This window comes from Deinococcus taeanensis (assembly GCF_020229735.1).
GTDB classification, from domain to species: domain Bacteria; phylum Deinococcota; class Deinococci; order Deinococcales; family Deinococcaceae; genus Deinococcus; species Deinococcus taeanensis.
On the sequence record NZ_CP083455.1, the window covers coordinates 732,687 to 750,732 of the forward strand.

At 67.8% G+C, this 18,046-nt stretch carries 16 protein-coding genes and 1 pseudogene; 9 read left to right on the forward strand and 8 right to left on the reverse strand.

Going from position 1 to position 18,046, the window contains the following annotated elements; all coding sequences use genetic code 11:
* Positions 1-118: 118 nt before the first annotated feature.
* Complete coding sequence (locus LAJ19_RS03520) at positions 119-1,147, reverse strand: thiamine ABC transporter substrate-binding protein (protein ID WP_225476928.1); 1,029 nt, start codon at positions 1,145-1,147, stop codon at positions 119-121.
* A gap of 264 nt (positions 1,148-1,411) precedes the next feature.
* On the opposite strand from LAJ19_RS03520, the gene LAJ19_RS03525 reads away from it, so the two are divergent.
* The 3 genes from LAJ19_RS03525 to LAJ19_RS03535 all read left to right on the forward strand — a co-directional run bounded on the left by LAJ19_RS03525 (position 1,412) and on the right by LAJ19_RS03535 (position 4,021).
* The gene (locus LAJ19_RS03525; RefSeq protein WP_225476929.1) at positions 1,412-1,867 is read left to right on the forward strand and encodes an NUDIX domain-containing protein; all 456 of its coding nucleotides are present in this window, start codon (positions 1,412-1,414) and stop codon (positions 1,865-1,867) included.
* 91 nt (positions 1,868-1,958) lie between these two features.
* Entirely contained in the window at positions 1,959-2,429 is a 471-nt protein-coding gene (locus LAJ19_RS03530) for a MarR family winged helix-turn-helix transcriptional regulator (RefSeq protein ID WP_225476930.1), read from the forward strand.
* A complete protein-coding gene (locus LAJ19_RS03535) occupies positions 2,426-4,021 on the forward strand; it encodes an MDR family MFS transporter (RefSeq protein WP_225476931.1) in 1,596 nt (531 codons plus the stop codon). The genes LAJ19_RS03530 and LAJ19_RS03535 overlap by 4 nt, the downstream gene beginning before the upstream one ends.
* Positions 4,022-4,080: 59 nt before the next feature.
* Here LAJ19_RS03535 and LAJ19_RS03540 read toward each other — a convergent pair whose 3' ends face one another.
* Together LAJ19_RS03540 and LAJ19_RS03545 are read right to left on the reverse strand one after the other, a co-directional pair.
* Positions 4,081-6,207, reverse strand: coding sequence for a DNA internalization-related competence protein ComEC/Rec2 (locus LAJ19_RS03540; protein WP_225476932.1), 2,127 nt, complete (start codon positions 6,205-6,207; stop codon positions 4,081-4,083).
* A gap of 92 nt (positions 6,208-6,299) precedes the next feature.
* Complete coding sequence (locus tag LAJ19_RS03545) at positions 6,300-6,686, reverse strand: ComEA family DNA-binding protein (RefSeq protein WP_225476933.1); 387 nt, start codon at positions 6,684-6,686, stop codon at positions 6,300-6,302.
* Between the two features lie 179 nt (positions 6,687-6,865).
* On the opposite strand from LAJ19_RS03545, the gene rpmH reads away from it, so the two are divergent.
* From rpmH to LAJ19_RS03565, 4 genes are all read left to right on the forward strand, one after another.
* Positions 6,866-7,009 carry a 50S ribosomal protein L34 gene (gene rpmH, locus LAJ19_RS03550; RefSeq protein ID WP_012692334.1) on the forward strand — a complete coding sequence of 48 codons (144 nt, stop codon included), beginning with the start codon at positions 6,866-6,868 and terminating at the stop codon, positions 7,007-7,009.
* A gap of 77 nt (positions 7,010-7,086) precedes the next feature.
* The gene (rnpA, locus tag LAJ19_RS03555; protein WP_225476934.1) at positions 7,087-7,554 is read left to right on the forward strand and encodes a ribonuclease P protein component; all 468 of its coding nucleotides are present in this window, start codon (positions 7,087-7,089) and stop codon (positions 7,552-7,554) included.
* The gene (gene yidD, locus LAJ19_RS03560; protein WP_225476935.1) at positions 7,551-7,805 is read left to right on the forward strand and encodes a membrane protein insertion efficiency factor YidD; all 255 of its coding nucleotides are present in this window, start codon (positions 7,551-7,553) and stop codon (positions 7,803-7,805) included. The genes rnpA and yidD overlap by 4 nt, the downstream gene beginning before the upstream one ends.
* A complete protein-coding gene (locus LAJ19_RS03565) occupies positions 7,802-9,394 on the forward strand; it encodes a YidC/Oxa1 family membrane protein insertase (protein WP_225476936.1) in 1,593 nt (530 codons plus the stop codon). The genes yidD and LAJ19_RS03565 overlap by 4 nt, the downstream gene beginning before the upstream one ends.
* 98 nt (positions 9,395-9,492) lie before the next feature.
* Here LAJ19_RS03565 and LAJ19_RS03570 read toward each other — a convergent pair whose 3' ends face one another.
* Together LAJ19_RS03570 and LAJ19_RS03575 are read right to left on the reverse strand one after the other, a co-directional pair.
* Positions 9,493-9,822, reverse strand: a complete 330-nt coding sequence (locus LAJ19_RS03570; protein WP_225476937.1) for a hypothetical protein — start codon at positions 9,820-9,822, stop codon at positions 9,493-9,495.
* Between the two features lie 560 nt (positions 9,823-10,382).
* Positions 10,383-12,299 (reverse strand): heavy metal translocating P-type ATPase, encoded by a 1,917-nt coding sequence (locus LAJ19_RS03575; RefSeq protein ID WP_225476938.1) that lies wholly within the window; start codon positions 12,297-12,299, stop codon positions 10,383-10,385.
* Between the two features lie 690 nt (positions 12,300-12,989).
* Here LAJ19_RS03575 and LAJ19_RS03580 point away from each other — a divergent pair.
* Positions 12,990-13,724: a class I SAM-dependent methyltransferase gene (locus tag LAJ19_RS03580; protein ID WP_225476939.1), complete on the forward strand. Its 735-nt coding sequence runs from the start codon at positions 12,990-12,992 to the stop codon at positions 13,722-13,724.
* A 50-nt stretch (positions 13,725-13,774) separates the two neighbouring features.
* Here the strand turns inward: LAJ19_RS03580 and LAJ19_RS03585 are convergent.
* Together LAJ19_RS03585 and LAJ19_RS03590 are read right to left on the reverse strand one after the other, a co-directional pair.
* Positions 13,775-14,559, reverse strand: a pseudogene (locus tag LAJ19_RS03585) (IS982 family transposase).
* A gap of 555 nt (positions 14,560-15,114) precedes the next feature.
* On the reverse strand, positions 15,115-15,708 hold the full coding sequence (locus LAJ19_RS03590) for a chemotaxis protein CheB (RefSeq protein WP_225476940.1): 594 nt from the start codon (positions 15,706-15,708) through the stop codon (positions 15,115-15,117).
* Between the two features lie 1,083 nt (positions 15,709-16,791).
* On the opposite strand from LAJ19_RS03590, the gene LAJ19_RS03595 reads away from it, so the two are divergent.
* Complete coding sequence (locus tag LAJ19_RS03595; RefSeq protein ID WP_225476941.1) at positions 16,792-16,959, forward strand: hypothetical protein; 168 nt, start codon at positions 16,792-16,794, stop codon at positions 16,957-16,959.
* 161 nt (positions 16,960-17,120) lie between these two features.
* Here LAJ19_RS03595 and LAJ19_RS03600 read toward each other — a convergent pair whose 3' ends face one another.
* Positions 17,121-17,939 (reverse strand): hypothetical protein, encoded by an 819-nt coding sequence (locus LAJ19_RS03600; protein ID WP_225476942.1) that lies wholly within the window; start codon positions 17,937-17,939, stop codon positions 17,121-17,123.
* Positions 17,940-18,046: the final 107 nt, after the last annotated feature.

The window sequence follows — 18,046 nt, forward strand, 5'->3', positions numbered from 1 at the left end:
GCGTTGAGGCCTGGGGCATGCGGGGAACAGCTCTCCTTTTGGCGGTACCGGTCCGCCACAGGGTCAGGGCGCGGCGGCAGGCGAAGGGAACCTGCCGCCGCGCCCGCGTTGCTTGTGCTTACCGGGCGCGCAGAACCTGCGTGATCCAGGCGTCCACGAGCCGCTGGGGGTTGCGCGTCAGGTCGGCCTTCACTGCTGTGCCCTGGGGTTCCTGCGCGAATGTAAACACCGGGTTCAGGGGCGTGCCCTTCACTGCCGGGTAGATCCACATGCGGGTGGGGATGTCGGCCTGCACGGGGCCGCTGAGCATGAAATCCACGAATTTGCGGGCCAGCGCGCCCTGGCGGGTGCCTTTGAGGATGCCGACGCCTTCAAGCTGCGTGAAGGTGCTGCCGGGCAGGAAGAGGTTGCCGGTGGGCGCCTGCGCGGGGAGTTTGTCGGGCGTGAAGCCGTCGGCGTAGAACACTTCCGCGGCGGGGCTGCTGGCGTAACTGAGCACGATGGGGTACTTCCCGCCGTTGCGGGTGAAGTCCTTGTAGTACGCGTCACTCCAGCCGCGCGTGACCTTCATGCCCCCGGCCCGGGCGTCGCGCCACCATTGCCAGGCGCCGGCCTCGCCGTAGTGGTTCACGGTGGCGAGCAGGAAGGCCAGGCCGGGGCTGCTGGTGGCGGGACTCTGGACCACCGTGAGTTTCGCGTACGTGGGGGTCTTCAGGTCATCCAGGCTTTTTGGCAGCGGCACGCCGCTCTTCTCGAACCACGCGCGGTCGTAGTTCAGGGCCACGAAGCCGTAATCCACGGTGTTCAGCAGGCCCGCGTCGTCCAGTTGCAGCGCGGCTGGCACGCGGCTCAGCGCGGGGCTGCGGTACGCCTGCAGAATGCCGGCCTGCGCGGCGCGGGGCAGCAGGCTGTTGTCCAGGCCGTACACGACGTCCGCGATGGGCGCGCGGCGGGTGAGGATCAGGCGGTTCAGGAGTTCGCCGGCGTCGCCGCCCTTGATGAAGCGCACCCGGACCTTGTTCTGCGCTTCGAACGTGGCGATGAGTTTCTTGTCCACGCCGAAGGAGTCATGCGTGATGACGGTCAGGGTGGTCTGGGCGTGGGCGGCGCTCCCGAGGAGCAGGGCGGTCAGTACGGTTGTGCGCATGAAAAATCCCCTCGCGTCTCGAGGGGAAGCGGGGGGCAGCGTCCCAGTGGAGGCTGCCGGTCACGCTCCCTCCGCCGGAATGACCCGGATCAGGTTCCTGGGGTAAGTCTCAGCCCGCCGTCTGCCCGTGTGGGCGGAAGCAGGGCACCCCCGGTGACGCAGGGTCGAGGATAGCGCATGCCTGCCGCCCCCTGCGTCACCGGCGTGCCAGAGTGAGGCCATGCAGCGGCAATGGCGGGGCGAGGCCGGGCGGAGCGGCCAGCCGTGACGTTTCATCTGGTGGCGTGGCTGGTGGCGCAGGACGGCGCAGGGCGGGTGCTGCTGGGGCGGCGTAGCGGCTCCGCGTACGGGGAGGGCCTGTGGGGGTTGCCGGGCGGGCACGTGGAGCCGGGGGAGTCGCTGGCCCAGGCGGCGGCGCGCGAGGCGCTGGAGGAGGTGGGCCTGAGCGTGGAGCCGGCGGCCCTGGTCGCTCTGGGGGCCTGCAGGTACGACCTGAGCGGCGCACAGGGGCTGGATGTGTTTTTCCTCGCGCGGGCGTGGGCAGGCGAGGCGCAGCCGCTCGACAAAACCTCCGAGGTGGCGTGGTGTGCGCCAGACGCCCTGCCGGACGACGTGCTGCCGTGGGTGCCGGGCATTCTGAACACCCACCTGCGCGGCGGGGTCCGCCTGTCGGAACTGCTGGACGGCTGGGAGGCCCTGAAGGCCGTGCCGTTCGCCTGAGGGCCAGGCAGGTGTGCCTGGGGGTGTTCCCCGTTCGTGAACACCTCAGGACTGGCGGCCACTCGTTCCATCTGAAATACTTCCGTTTGAAATGACTAGTAGTCCCCCGGTGCCCACCCCACTCCCCCACACAGACGACCTCTACAGCCTCGTCCGGCTGATCCTGCGCCTCTCCCGGCGCGTTCACCACGTGCTCGACGACCCGCTCGAAACCGCGCTCGGCCTGAACACCAAGGAACTCGTCGTGCTCGCCACCATCATGGACGGCGCCGCCACCCCCGGCGCCGTCGCCCAGGCCCAGAATCTCCCCGCCCCCACCGTGACCCGCATGATCACCAAACTCGTGCAGGCCGGCCTCGTGCAGCGCTTCACCGACCCCAGCGACCTGCGCCTGCAACGCCTTGAACTCACCGCACAGGGCCAGGCCACCCGCGCCCGGACCCGCGCCGTCGCACAGGACGTCGTCCACGCCCACTTCGGCCACCTGCCGCCCGAACGCGTGCAGGCCGCCCTGAACGCCCTGCAGGCCCTCGACCAGGCGCTACACGGAGGCCCCGCATGACCACCCCCACCCTCACCGAAGGCCAGAAACGCCTGGCCTTCGTCGGCATCCTGACCGTCCTGTTCCTCTCCAGCCTGAACCTCACCGTGGTCGGCAGCGCCATGCCCCGCGTGATCAGCGACCTCGGCGGCTTCCACCTGTACGCCTGGGCCTTCACCGCGTACTCGCTGGCGACCACCGTCACCATCCCCATCGTCGGGACCATCAGCGACCGCTACGGCCGCCGCCCCCTGATTCTCGCGGGCATCGCCGTATTCACGCTTGGCAGCGTCCTGCTGGGCTTCGTGCAGAACATGGAACAGCTGATCATCCTCCGGGCCCTGCAGGGCGTCGGGGGCGGCACGCTGATGGCCATGAGCTTCACCGCCATCGCCGATCTGTTCACCCCCATCGAACGTGGCCGCTACCAGGGCTACACCGGCGCCGTGTGGGGCGTCAGCAGCGTCGTAGGCCCCCTGGTCGGCGGTTTCCTGACCGACCACCTGGGCTGGCGCAGCGTGTTCTTCGTGAACCTGCCCTTCGCCCTGCTCGCCACGTACTTCATCTGGCGCTTCTTCCGCCTGCCGGCCCCCGGCGCACCAGGCCACTTCGACGCGCCTGGCGCCGCCCTGCTGGGCGGGGCCGTGACCACCCTCACCCTCGCACTCTCCTGGGGCGGCGGCACGTACCCCTGGACCGGCCCCACCATCCTGGGCCTCCTGGCCGCCACCGTGATCCTGTTCGGCGCCTACACGAGGCACAGCGCGCGGCAGGAGCGGCCCATCCTGGACCTGCGCCTCCTGAAAGACCGCGGTATTGCCGTCGCGTCCCTGGCGGGGTTCCTCACGAGCGCCGGCATGTACGCCGCAATCCTGTACCTCCCGCTGTACATGCAGGGCGTGCGCGGCTCCAGCGCCAGCAGCAGCGGCATGGCGCTCGCCCCACTGATGTTCGGCATGATTCTCACCAGCACCCTCTCCGGACAGGTCGTCAGCCGCACCGGCCGCTACAAGCGCCTGATCCTGATCGGCGGCCTCGTGTCCACCGTCGCGCTGCTGCTCGCCACCACCCTGAGCACCACCACGCCCCTGCTGCTCGCCGTGGGCCTCATGATCCTGCTGGGCCTGGGCCTGGGCCCCGTGAACAGCCAGCTGACCCTGGCCGTGCAGAACGCCGCGCGGCGCGACCAGCTGGGCAGCGCCACCAGCGGCAACCAGTTCTTCCGGCAGATCGGCGGAACCCTGGCCGTGAGCCTCTTCGGCGCGCTCGTGAACGCCCACCTGAACGGCAGCCTCACCGCCAGCCTCCCCGCGCAGGCCCGCACGCTGCCCGCCGCCCTGCAGAGCGAGATCGCCAACCCGAACCTGCTGACCAGCCCGCAGGCCACTGCGCAGCTGGGCGCGGGGCTCACCCGCGTGGGCGACGGCAACCTCCTGGAGCCCATCCTCAACGCCCTGCGCGGCGCGATGGCCGGCGCGATCGACCAGGTGTTCCTGGTGGCCGCCGTGCTCATGGCCCTGGCCTTCCTCGCCACCCTCGCCCTGCCCGAACGGCCCCTGGCAGGCCTGCGCACCCAGCCGGAGAAGAAAAGCGCCCCGGTCGCTGCCGACTGAAGCCGCCCGTCCGTAACAAAGCCCGGAGTCTTGTTCTCCGGGCTTTGTCTCTTCTGATCCTAAGGAATGGGCCAGCGAACCGTGCCCGCCTGGTCGGTGCGCCACACCCGCGAGTGCGCCGCCCCCAGACGTTCCAGCACGTCGGCATGCGGGTGACCGTACGTGTTGCGCCCCACACTGATCACCGTGTCTGCCGGCGTCACCTGCGCCAGGAAAGCCGCGCCGCTGCTGTGGCGGCTGCCGTGATGCGCGGCCTTCAGCACGTCCACGTGGCCCAGGCCCAGCTGACCCTCAACCGGGTCCGGCAGGTCACCGAGGAACGCGGCGCGCCACCCGCGCGATTCGAGCAGCAGCGCGACGCTGTTCTCGTTGTCCTCCGCGCTCCACTTCGGCCCGGCCGGCCACAGGACCGTCAGGGCCGCGCCGGACGCCTGAACCTGATCCCCACGCCGCACCTCCCGCACCGGCACGCGCCGCTCCCGGGCGGCCAGCAGCACCGCGTCCAGCACCGGGTCGTCCGCCTTGCGGTGCCCGATCCACACCTCCCCGACCGGCAGGGCCCGCAGCACGCCCGCAGCCCCCTCGATGTGATCGGTGTCCGCGTGCGTGGCGACCAGCACGTCAATCTTCCGCACCCCCAGCGCCCGCAGCGCCGGCACCACCGTGCGTTCCCCCACGTCGAACCCGCTGCCCACGGACCCGCCCGCATCGATGAGCACCGTGAGGTCCGGCAGGCGGACCAGCGTGCTGTCCCCCTGCCCCACATCCAGGAACACCACCTCCCGCGCGGGGCGCAGCCAGCCGGGCAGCGCCGTGAGCAGCATGCAGGCCAGCGCACACCCGACGAGCACGCGCGCCGGAATGCGCCCCAGCAGCCACAGCCACCCGGCGGCCAGCACCGTCGCGGCCCCCAGCAGGCCGCCCATCCCGACGGCGCCCCACGTCAGCACCGGCGCGTGCCCGAAGGTCTGCGCGACAAGCAGCAGCAGCGACGCCAACGGACCGGTCAGCACATTCACCAGCCCACCGGCCGGCCCCAGCAGGCCCGCCAGGAAGCCCAGTGGCACGAGCGCCGCCATGAGGCCCTCCGCGAGAAGGTTGGCGGGCAGGCCCACAAGCGGCACCTGTCCGAAGGTCCCGGCCACGACCGGCAGGGTGCCCAGTTCCGCCAGGAGCGTGGCGGACAGCGCCAGGCGCAGGGCACGCGGCCAGCGTTCCGGAAGGCGGGAGGCGAGCCGCTGGGCCTGTGTGAGCGCCAGGACAGCCAGGAAGGACAGCTGGAAGCCCACGTCCGTCAGCCACAGCGGGAACAGCAGCAGGCACGCCAGGGCCGCCAGCGCGATCACGCCCAGCGGGTCCGGCCGGCCACGCCCCACTGCCAAGGCCAGCAGCACCACGCCCCCCATGATCACGGCCCGCGTGATGCTTGGCGACGGCTGCACCAGCAGCAGGTACGGCGCGAGCAGCGCGCCCGGCAGCCCGAACCGCCACACGGGCGCGGCCCCCAGACGCACCAGCAGCCCCACCAGGACTGCCGTGATCAGCGCGACGTTCTGCCCGGACAGCGCCATCAGGTGGGCCAGGCCGGCGCGCGTGAACGCGTCCTGCACTGCCACACCGTCCCCGAATGCCTCGCGGCTGATGTCGCCGCGGTCACCGAGCTCCACGGCCTGCATCAGCGCGGCCTGGGTGGGGCCCAGCCCCGCCGTGAGCCCGCGGCGGAACCAGCCACGCAGCCCCCCTTCCGGCGCGTGCCGCTTGACCCGGGCGCCCACGAGCACCGCGCCCGGCGTGGGCAGCAGCAGGCCGCCCTGCGCGCGCAGCCACGCCGCCTGATCGAAACCACCCGGAAGGCGTCGCCCTTCCGGCGCCACGAGGCGCCCCGCCACCACCAGGGCGCCCGGGCCCTGCGTGGGCTTGGGGGACACGGCCACGCGCGCCCGCGGCTCACTCAGCGTCAGGAACTGCCCGTCCCACTCGCCCGACAGGGTCACCTGAGCGCCCACCCAGGGGGCCAGCGGGTCGGGCCGCGTCTGGAGGCTGTGCGCCGAAGTCCAGCCGGCCCCCGCACCCAGCAGGGTCAGCAGCAGCAGGGCCGGACTTGCGTGCCACAGGGGCAGGGCTGCGCCCAGCGCAAGCGGCGCCAGACCCCAGGGGCTTCCCGTCGCCAGCAGAACGCCGCCCATGACGCCCAGCACCGCTGGAACCGGCCAGGCCAGCGCGCCGCGCCGGACTGGTCTGGCCGCGCGGCCCTCTGCGCCCGCCAGGACGGCGCCGCTCAGAACGTCACCAGGGGCGTCAGGGTGTGCAGTGTGGCGGCCCCGACGCCTTTCACGCGGTCCAGGTCCGCCAGGGACCGGTAGGGGCGGGCGGCCATGATCCGCGCGGCCAGCGCTGGCCCCACCTTCGGCAGGGCCTCAAGCTGCTCGGCGCTGGCGGTGTTCAGGTTCACGCGGCCGGAAATCAGGGGTTGCACACTGGCGGTGGTGGGGTACACCGGCGGTTCGGCGCTCACCGGCGCGGCCGGCGTGGGGGCACTCAGCGCGGCGCGCGTCACGGTGGGCGCGCGGGGCGTGGGGCGCACGGCCGGGCCCACCGTCACCACGCCCGTGACCAGCACCCCGGCCATAAGCAGGGCCGTCCAGGGGTCCTTCACGTCAAGCATGCGTTCAGGGTAGGAGGCGCCCGCGGCGGCTGTTGCCGCAGATGAGCGCCCGCCTTTGATCCACGCCCGGACGCGTGCTACACTCCTTGAGTTTGCCTCCCCAGGGGGGCTCTCTCGCGTGACACGCTCAACCCGGATGCGGGAACGGCGGCCGCTCCGCGAGGAACGAGGAGAGCACCATGAAGCGTACCTACCAGCCCAACGTCCGCAAGCGGGCCAAGACCCACGGTTTCCGCGCCCGCATGAAGACCAAGTCCGGCCGTAACATCCTCGCGCGCCGCCGCGCGAAGGGCCGTCACCAGCTCACCGTCGCCGACGAGTAAGCCTTCTCCCTCAAGGAGCGGCCCTCATCGCACAGTCGGATTCTCCCAGCGCCACGCAGGTACGGCCTCGCCGTCCGGTGGCGCTGGACTCGTTACGGGGCGACCGTGAGTTCCGCAAGGTCCGCGCGCACGGTGTGGCTGTCCGCAACCCACTGTTCACGCTGCGCGTCACCGAGTACCGCCCGCGGCACGGCGAACCCTGGCGCCCACGCGCCATCATCGGCATCGTGATCAGCAAGAAAACCCTGCGGCGCGCCGTAGACCGCAACCGCGCCCGGCGCCGCGTGCGCGAGGCGCTGCGCACCCTGCCCGGCGGCCTGCCCACCTGCCGCGCCATTCTGCTGCCGAACCCGGCCGTGCTCACGGCCCCCTTCCCGGACCTGCAGGCGGCCCTGCAGCAGGCCCTGAGCCGCGCGCCCACCCGCGGCGGCCGGGGCGGCGGGAACCCCGGCCGGGCCGCGCGCGTACCTGCTGCTGTGCCCAAGCCCTCGCCCAGCCCGCTAGACTCGCAGGAACCCGATCCGGCAGAGGGGGGAAACGCGTGAGCGGCCCCCGGCGCCTGCTGGTGCGGGCCGTCCGCTCGTACCAGCAGCACCTTTCACCCCGCAAGCCTGCCCCGACCTGCCGGTTCACCCCGAGCTGCTCGGAGTACGCCGCGCAGGCCCTTGAGCGGCACGGCGCGCTGAAAGGCAGCTGGCTGGCCGCGTGGCGCGTCATGCGCTGCAATCCCCTGGTGCCCGGCGGGTTCGATCCCGTTCCCGAGCACTTCCCCACGAGGCACCCCCACACCCCATGAAGACAAGACACCTGCTTCCCCTGACGGCCCTGGGCGGCATGCTGCTGCTCAGCGGCTGCGGCCAGACCGGCCCCCTTCCCACCTTCGGCAAGGCCATCACGCCCGAATGGATCACGGCGGATTTCGACGGCGTGCGCGGCGACGAGTTCATCGCCACCAGCAACCTGCAGGACGTGGTGTTCAACGCCCGCGGCGAGATTATCGGCTGGTACGTCAAGGGGTACGCCGGCACCCCCTACATCAAGAGAAAGTCGGACGGCACCTACGACTTCAGCGCCCTGAGCAACCAGAAAGGCATCGTGAACATGGTGTCCGGCCGCAAGGCCCTGGCCGTCCAGGGCAAAGGACTTGACCCTGCCCAGGCAGCCGAGGCCAGCGCCCCCACCGGCCTGAGCACCAACCTGAAAGCCAACCGGCAGGACGCCGTGTTCCGCTACACGCAGGGCGGCGCGACCATCACGAAAACCGTCACGCTGCACCCCCGCAACTTCAAGATCGACGTGAAGACCGAAGTGACGGGCGGCCCCGACCGCGTCAACCTGCTTTTCCCGGGCCTCGGCAAGGCCGACAACCCGCGCGTACAGGCTTACGCCACGGGCGGCACGCAGCCCGCCGCGGCCCAGGGCACTGGTACGCTGACCGTTGAGAACGTGCAGTACGCCGCCCTGCAGGAGAACCCCAGTCAGGTGGCGCACGCCCTGATCCTGCGCCCGCAGGGGAGCACGCGGGTGAACGCCACCCTGACCGGCGGCGCGCAGGGGCTGATCGCAGCGTCCGTTCCGGCCAGCAGCAGCCTTGAGGTGTACGGCGGGAAGAACGAACTGATCCACCTCTACCAGAGCGGTTACACCGAACTGCCGGGCCTGTTCAAACCCAATTTCTTTGGGCAGATCAGCCTGTTGATCGTGAAGCTGATGGAACAGCTGTACAAGCTCATCGGCAACTGGGGCCTGGTGCTGGTCGTCCTGACCATCCTGCTGCGCGCCGTGATGTGGCCGCTCATGCAGGCGCAGGGCCGCACGCAGGCACGCATGCAGATCATGCAGCCCAAGATCAAGGAGATTCAGGACAAGTACAAAGACCGCAAGGACATGGACTCCCAGCGGGCCATGCAGGCCGAGATGCAACAGCTGTACCGCGACTACAGCTTCAACCCGGCCGGGTGCTTCTCCACGTTTATTCCGTTCCCCGTGCTGATCGCCCTGTGGTCCACCATCCGCAACTTCGAGTTCGACAGCGGCTTCCTGTGGCTCCCGGACCTCGCCATTCCCGACCCGTTCTACCTGCTGGCCGTGGTGTACCTGATCGTGAATATCGGGCAGCTGTACGTCATGACCCGCAAGAACCCCGACATGTTCCGCCAGCAGGCCATGATCTACCTGGTCTTCCTGTACTTCGCCCTGACCTTCCCGGCCGGCGTGACCATCTACATCATCCTGTCCACCCTGATCGGCATCGGGCAGCAGATCCTGATCAACCGGCAGGTGGAGAAGGAAACGGCCACCATCGGCCAGCGGCTCGAGAAGACCGCGGCGCGCCCGGCCACCAAGCCCAAGGCCAGCCGCACCATCGACGCACCCAAAAAGTAACCGCACAGCAAACGAGCGCCTCCAGTTCAGGGGGCGCTCGCGTCGTGTGGTCTTGAGGGCCCAGGAGGTTCACCGCTGGCGGCACCCTGAGGAACGGTTCAGACCTTGTCGTTGGCGTCCACGGTCCGGTCCGGGTCCGTGGCGGCGCCGCTGGCCGGCAGGCCGTCCTTCATGCCGCCGAACGTGGTGGGATTCACGTCGGTCCCACCCTGCGCCGCCGGGCGGGAGTCGGTGGTGCTGCTCAGCTGCTCCGCCTGGGAGACGCCGGTGTTCGCATCGGCATTCTCATCGCTGGCACCGGGATAAATACCCTCCGTGGTGGCGTCCCCGGTGCTTTTGGGCGTTCCGGTATTCCACTGCGCCTGATCGTTGATGGTTTCCTGGGATACGTTCGCGTGCGCCTCGCCGTTCGGTCTGCCTTCTCCCATAACTGCCTCCTGTGCGGCCCCGCGGGGGCCAGCGGTCTGCATCGTGCGTAGAAGCCCAGCGTAGGGGGCCACGGGCGGGCGGTGGGTAGGGCCGGTATTCACGTGACCTTGGCTCAGGCTGCCCGCCAGGATCAGTGCCGCCCGGTACGGCGCCCTGGCGAACTGTCCCGGTGGCCTCGGCCGGGGCGCAACTGAGGCCACCCGGCACGGTCACGTTGAAGTTGGAGGCGTCTGCGTCCACGTGCCGCTGCGCCGCCACGACAGGGGCCCCACTGGCGCAGGGGCCAGGGGCTTCGGCTGCGTCGCTGGGGCGGTCCCTACACGCCAGCGTGAACATCACCTGCGCCTGCGTCGCGGGGGCGCTCCAGCCGGTTGGGGCCTCCACGGGCGGGCTGGTGCGGGTTGGTGGGCGCCCGGCCCCAGGGCCGCAGGGGCACCCAAAGGCACACGGCACTCAGTTGGTGGGAAGCTGGGCAACGCCGCAAGGACCGGGTGGCATTCAGCTGCGGATCTCCTGAGAGGGAGGACCGTGCCTCAGTGAGAAGAAACGCGGCGCGCCCCTACAGCCGGAAGCGGAGCAGGCGCAGCCCCATGAGCACCACGATTACCGTGCCGCCCTCGTGCGCCAGGACGCCCAGGGGAAGTGGTATCCGGCCTGCCACGGCGAGCGGCGCGACAAGCAGAATGACTGCGAACGCGAAACTCAGGTTGAGGATCACGGTGCGCCGCGCGGCCCGCGCGAGCCGCACGGCGCCGGCGAGCGTGCTCAGGTCGCTGCGCATCAGGATCACGTCCGCACTCTCAAGAGCGACGTCCGTGCCGCTGGCCACCGCGATGCCCAGGTCCGCGCGGGCCAGGGCGGGCGCGTCGTTCACGCCGTCGCCGACCATGGCAACCGGGCCGGGCAGCTCGGCAATGAGACGCAGCTTGTCTTCGGGCAGCAGGCCGGCGCGGTACTCGGTCAGGCCCACCTGCGCGGCCACGCTGCGGGCCACCTCCTCGCGGTCCCCGGTGAGCATCACGCGGTGCGCCACGCCGCTGCCTTTCAGGGCGTTCAGGGCGGCGCGACTGCCGGGACGAAGCGCGTCGGCCACGCCCATCAGGCCCAGCACGTCCTGGCCGGCACCCACGATCACGCTGCTGCTGCCCTGGCGGCTGAGGTCATCCAGCACCGTGTGTTGCGCGGCACTGAGGGCCGCGCCGTGCCGCGCCGCGAGCCGGAGGTTCCCCGCCCACACGATCCGTCCGCCCGGGAGGCGCGCCTCGAGGCCCTGCCCGGGCACGGCCTGCGCGCCGGTGACGGTCACGGGAGTCAGGCCCTGCTCGCGGGCGGCCGTCACGATGGCCTGCGCGATCGGGTGTTCACTGTGCACTTCCAGACCGGCGGCGAGGGCCAGGGCCGCCGGTTTGTCTGGCGCCGTGACGTGGGTGAGGGTCATCCGGGCCTGCGTGAGGGTGCCGGTCTTGTCGAACGCGATGGTCTGCACGCCACCCAGGGCGTCAAGAGCAGCGCTGCTCTTGAACAACACGCCGGCGCGCGCCGCGGCGGCCATGGCGGACAGCATGACGGCCGGGGTGCTGATCACCACGGCGCAGGGGCTCGCGACCACCATGAAGGTCATGGCGCGGACCCACGCCTCAGTGACGTTCAGCCCGAACCCCAGGTGCAACAGGGCGAAAACGGCCGGCACGAGCGCCAGGACGGTCATCGCGTATGGACTCTCCCAGCGTTCGGTGATGCTCTCGGTGCGGCTTTTCTGCGTCTGTGCCTGTTCCATCAGCGCGACCAGGCGCGCCAGGGTGCTGTCGCCCGCAGGACGCAGCACCTGGGCTTCCACGCTGCCGTTGAGGTTCACGGTGCCGCTGGCCAGGGCCGAGCCGGGCGCCTTGTCCACAGGAACGCTTTCCCCGGTGATGGAACTCTCGTCCACGCTCGTCTGCCCCCGCGTGACCCGGGCGTCCGCGGCGACGCGCTCCCCGGGTTTCACGATGAGAAGGTCACCGACCTGAAGCTCGTCCAGCGTGCACCAGCGTTCCGTGCCGGCGCGGCGCACGGTGGCGCCTTCGGGATTCAGGGTGATCAGGCTCTGAATGGCGCTGGAGGTGCGGCCCAGGGCCCAGTCCTGCAGGGTGTTACTCAGGGAGAACAGGAACAGCAGCGTGGCGCCGTCTGCGGTCTGCCCGATACTGGCTGCGCCCAGGGCCGCCAGCACCATCAGGAGGTCGACGTCCAGTTTGTGTGCCGTAAACAGGGCGTGCAGGGCCTCGCGGCCTGCGGGGATACCGCCGGCGAGAAACGCGGTGAGGTACCCGGCCCAGGTGAGGGCGGGCTGGTGCAGCAGGTGCTGGCCGGTGAGGCCCGCAAGGAGGCCCAGCAGCGTGAGCGTGGTCAGCAGCACGGCTGTCTTCAGGGCAGGGGAGAGGGTGAGGGGCGGCGCGCTGTGATGGTGGATGGAAGTGAGGGTTGAGGTGATCAAGGCGGCCTCCAGGCGATGAGGACGAAGACAGACACAGGAATCTTAATAGGAAAGATTCTCAATAAAGAGAGTGTACCCTGCCACCCGGCCGGAACTCAACGCAGCACACCAGACGCAGCAGGCCACATGTTCCCCTCCACAGCCGCATGAGTTCGGCCGGCCAGGTGGCCCCCTGCCCGGGCACCTCGCTCAAGGCCTAACGCATGCAGTCCTGAAAAAGCCCAGGCCACCGGTCAACTGGCCTGAGAGCATCGGCACGACGCCCGGCCATATCACTGCCACTGCTCCGTCCGGGCGACGGCCAGTGAGCCGCCTGGAACGTTTCCGGCTGCGCGCCTGGTCCGCCCCCTGGGCACGTCGCGTTGTCACTCCCGAAGGCCCCAAATGGCTGCTCTCCTGGCAGTTCCGTGCCGGGAGGTGAATCTGCAACCTGGGGGGCGCACAGGGTTCAGCGCCGGCTGTTTTCACTGGCACTATTGATAACGGCGTAGCTTGGTATCGGTTGCCGTCAGACTTCAGGTGTCTGGGTGAGCTTGATCGCCGACGGGTCTGGGCGGGAGCAAGGCAAACCTGTGCCGTGATCAATAATGACCGCGAATAGGGGTTGACACGTAGCAATATCGATCTGCTAAGGCATGGGTTCCCTCTGCGCACAGTTTCGCCCGTGAAATGACTTGATCATTCCCGGGCATGGTAAAATCGGCAGTGCGAATAGCGACTTTAGATCAGCTCCTGGACGCTCTTGATGGCTTATTCGTCGATGGCTCTGATTGGACTCGGCGAGAGCAGGAGGACCCATGGGTTCGCATTTTCAGCCAGGACAACCACCCTCTGAATTCCAATCTTCCTGATGCCAATTTGGTCTCTTGGTTCAGGCAAGGTTTTCTCCCGGAAGGGGGGGCCCGGATGGCACTTGATCTCGGTTGTGGCCTAGGCCGAAATACTCGCTGGCTCGCTCGACAGGGATACCAAGCCACCGGCATTGACCTATCCGCATATGCGATCAATCAAGCGCGGGGGCGCTCCAGCGGAGGAGCCGTCACATTCCGGGAGGGAGATGTCCTGCGCGAACACATCTCGGGCGGGCCTTTTGATGTGGTCTATGACTCAGGCTGCTTCCACCATCTTCCACCGCATCGCCGATTGTCTTACCTCCAGACCCTGGAGAATGTCTTAAAACCTGGCGGATTGTTCGGTATCTGCACCTTTGCGTGGGGACAGATGGGCAGTGAAGAAGACGATGTCACGCTCCTGCGCCAAGGTCACCTTGAAGGCGGAATCGCGTACACCATGGACGATCTTCGCCAAGTCTTCTCTTCGTTGGAATTTATAGAAGGTGATGTTCTTCAGATCGAGTCCGGCCAGACTGAAGAGGTCTTCCACATGCCGTTCCTGCATGCAGCGCTTTTCCGACGGCATCAATAACAGCGGCATGGAAGCTGAACCGCAGAGCATAGGCATGGACAGGGCGGCGATCAGCCACTGAGGTCGATGAATTTCAGGTTGTGTGCCAGGACGCCGAGCGCGACCTTCAATCGCAGACTGAGATAGGTCTTGACCTGTCCCCAGCGCAGACCCGCACCCACCAGGACGGAGAAGGCAGACTCGATGCACTTCCTCGCGGCCCCATATTCTTCCTTCCAGCGCGGATCAACCTCCTTGGCATTGACCTTGGGCGGCGTCAGACATGTTCCCGACTGGTACCCCTTATCCCCAATCTGTTTTGGCCCGCCGTAGGTGACCCAATCTAGGTTCATGTGGCACAGCACGGTAAAATTATGTTCATTTGCGGGATAGATGTCGTATTTCACGATCTTGCCATTCAGGGCGCTCCAGGCATGGAATTTGAAGCCGAACACAGGGCCGGCTGTGCTGAAGCCGTGACGAGCCCCACGAAATTTGCAGCGAGGTGCGCGTTTGAACGTCGAGACGGGCAAGGGCTCGGAATCGACCACCACGAAGTCCAGGGGCTGGACTTCGGTTGCGAGCCGCTCCATCACTGGGGTCAGTCGAGCCAGTCGAATGCGGGACTGGGGCTCAGTTGGAAGTGCGGGAAGTGGTTCAGCTTCAGAAATCGCCACCACCGGCTGAAATACGTCACGTTATGGAGCTTCTGGAGCAAAGCGACCGCAAGCAGTTCAGCGTCTGACATTTTCTCGTGTGGGTGAAGCAATTTCGCTGGGATGTGCGGAGCGATCCATTGGGTGAGGCGCGTTACTGCGGCTGACAGCGGGAGGAAAGTCAGATCGAGAGGGCGCATGAGCCTTCTCCTAGCGCCTTTCTGATCGCCCTTATCAACCCCTATTCTCGGTTAATGCTGATCGTGGGCCAGTGCGAGCCGGAGGTTCACAAGACGTGCAGCAAGGCTGCCATGCCTCCTGTCATTCCATCGCGACCACCACGGCTGAAAGTTCCTGCTCCTGTCCTGGCGTGGTCTGGCGATCAGTGTTCACTTTCTGGAACGATGGATTCCGTGGGTGCATTTGCCAACCACGGACCTCGCTGAACGGTCGCCTTTAAGGTTCCGTATGGGCGCCGCGGCGTCGGCATGGGCTGCCTGATCAAGCAGAGAGAATGGAGGGACGCCAGCAGCTACTGGCTTTTCTCTCCCTGGGTGTCAATGGCGACTGGCTCCTGGTTGAGCCCTGCGGCTCACCCCTCCTGCCTGCCCAGGAAGCCCGCGCGAGGGGCGGCAATGACATCGCGTTCAGAAAGGGAGGGCGGTCTGGAACGTGTTCATCACGCCGGGAGCCGGTTCGCCGACCGGGCTGCTTTCAGACCGCGCAGCTGCCGTGACGTAGCAGTTCAGATTCACTCATTTCTGCTCTGCGCTCCGCTGCTTCATGCCCTGCACCAATGCACCCAGAAGTAGACCCATCTCGTCCAACCGGGCCACGTAATCCACCGGGGACGCCTCCAGCGCGTTCAACGGCATGGCATTAAACTGCGCTTCTGCCGGGTCCTGCACGATGGTCACGCCACCCAGACGTTTGATCTCGGCCAGACCCGCCGCTCCGTCGTCCAGCATGCCGGTCAGTATCACGCCGATGGTCATGGGGCCGTAATGCTGTGCCGCCGAACGGAACAGCACATTGATCGCCGGTCGTGACCGGTTCTCCGGGGCGCCGTGCGACTGGCTCACCCACCCCGGTTCCACCAGCACGTGGTGATCCTCAGTCGCCACGTACACCACCCCGGGCAGGATTGAGGCGCCGTGGGTGGCCGGCATGACCGGCAGGACGCAGGACCGTCCCAGGATGTCCGCCAGTTCACTGCGGCGGGTGGGGGCGAGATGCTGGACAATCAGGACGCACGCTGGGAAATCAGCGGGCAGTTGCGCGCAGAGGTGCTGCAGCACGTTCATCCCTCCCGCCGACGTTCCGACAACCACCAGCGGCACCTGCTTCATACCTGCAGGGTAAATCCCGCACATGAGGCTTGAGGCGTGCACCTGCCACAGGCATGGCATTGAAACCGGTCAGCGGTGGTGCGGGCCAGGCGACGCGCACAGCGATGAGCCCGGGAGTCTGCCTGAAGTGGCCTTCATGACCGTAACCCTGGCGCTGGAGGCATGGTCTCCCAGGAGGTATGCAGAGAGAAGCGCACCAGACAGGCCGGACCCAGTCTGGTAACCGTGTAGCGTCGTTTCTTCCAGTCAGGAGGGAGACTGCGGATCATGGTCCCCCCGCCCCAAGTGGAAACGTGAAGGCGCGAGGGCTTGACTTCCCCTAGGTCTCGCAAGGTGTCGAGAGTGGCCTCTTGAGTAGGTTACGGGGAACTTGCTCAGGCCAACGCACTGCCGGGCGCAGCCTATGATCTGCAGAGCATCAAAGGTGATCAGAACGATACAGCGTGCCGGTCCGCCCAGCGCTTTTCGGAAAGGCAAGACCAAACCTCAGCGGGCCAGCGCCCCTTGCCAGTGGAGGCTCCACCTCAGGATCGCCGGGTGCAGTGCAGTGTGATCTGAAGGCAGCCCCACGGGGCTATAAGGTTCAGAACCGAGCGGAGAAGCACAGGCTGAAATGCCGGGCCCACGAATCCCATCTGCCCCGGTGGTTGTGCCCTGATCAACAGCGTCAGCCTGACCGGCCTGTAAAGAGCTGCCCGTGTGGTGGGTCAGGTCTACAGCTCACCCCGTGAGTCACGCCATGTCCCGGGTGACCGCCCGCAGACGTCAGTAGGCGGAACCCCTAGAACTGCGCTGTCGACCGGCAGGCTATAACTCGTTGCGTCAGCCCCTCAGATCCTGGTTTTTATATTCTTAATGGAACGTGGGGGGTCACCCCCATTGACTTCCCCCCTTGAGAAAAAGTCGACATTCCTGGCAATTGTTAAAGTACTGTGAGGCATGCTCAGGTTGCAGCGCTCAACTCCTGTCTCTGTCCCTTTCGCCCGGTTGGCCGGCATGCGGTTGTACCGCCCCACACCTCTCCTGGCACCGCTTGCTGTTCTGGCCAGCATTCTCTGCGGGGTCCTTGTTGCCTTGAGGTTCATGAGTTTCAACGGCGAAGCGTATGTCGGGGCCGAGCTGCTCACCGTGGGTTTAACGGGCGTCGTGGCGCTTCTGCCACGCCAGATGTGGGCGTGGGCGGCGGGCGCCTGGCTGGCCGCGGTGACCCTGACAGCCATGGCGCTGGCACTCGCAGCTGTCCTGAACTGAGGCAGAACCAGCACCGTGAAAGAGTGAACCCCTGAGCGGCTGAAGCAAAGCTCCGGTTGATGATCTGCTCAAAATCCCCGCCCCAGCGGCAGGCTGAAGGCGGGGGTGATTTTTGCCCTTCATCAGGTCGGCCTGACGCAGGAGCGGTGGCCGGGGCCGCGTTACTTGAGGGCTGCGGCGAGATTCAGGACCGCTTTTTTCAGGGTGACGGCGCCCTGCCCGGCGGAGATGACCTCCCCGGTGTGACCGTCAATGACTCGGGCCACGGCGCGCGCGGCGCCACTGCCGTCGGGTTCCACCACGATTTCCAGTCGCTGCCCTGGGGCCAGTTGGGTCGCGGCCGTGTTCAGGCACCAGTCGGCCCAGTTGATCTTCTCGGGCTGCGGCGCGTTGGCTTTCGCTTCCTGTCTCTCACGGTACGCCTGGGTTTTCTGGTCGACGTGCGTGCGGATGACCTCGAAGCGCTCCGGGGCGCTCAGGGTGCCGAGGGGCACCTCGTTGCCGCTGTCCGGGTGGTGCACCAGGGCGTCGGGCTGCAGCTTCCTCACGACGCTGGCCATGATCCGCACCTCGGCAGGGGGAACGTCCCACGGCACGTCCTGCTCTGCGGTGTCGTGTTCGGGCGCGGCAGCCTCCACGAGGCGCGCCACGACGCGCTGCTGTTCGGGTTCGAGTTCGGTGATGATGGTCGCGGCGGCCTTGAAGGCGCGGGCCTGCGCTTCATTCCTGGGCTGAATTCCCAGTGGGTCCAGGACCCGGGCGACGTCGGCGGCGTCGATCAGGCGACCCGCCTGCGGGGCGGTGAAACCCCAGCGGTCCTGCAGGTACAGTTCGAAGGAGTCGTGTGAGACGCGGTAGAACCCGTTGTCGCGGATTTCGCTGAGGGCCTGCCCCGTGCGGCGGAAGTCTCGCAGGCCGTCGCGGACGGTCTGTTCCAGGGCGTTCAGGCGGGCGGATTCGTGGGGTTGCAGTGCAGTCATGCTGGACCTCGCTGGGGTGGGGTGCAGTCGCGGACAATACCAGACCCAGCGTGTTGTTTCCATGGGGGTGACAAGTATGAGCAATCGTGCCTGCACCGGTAACGCCC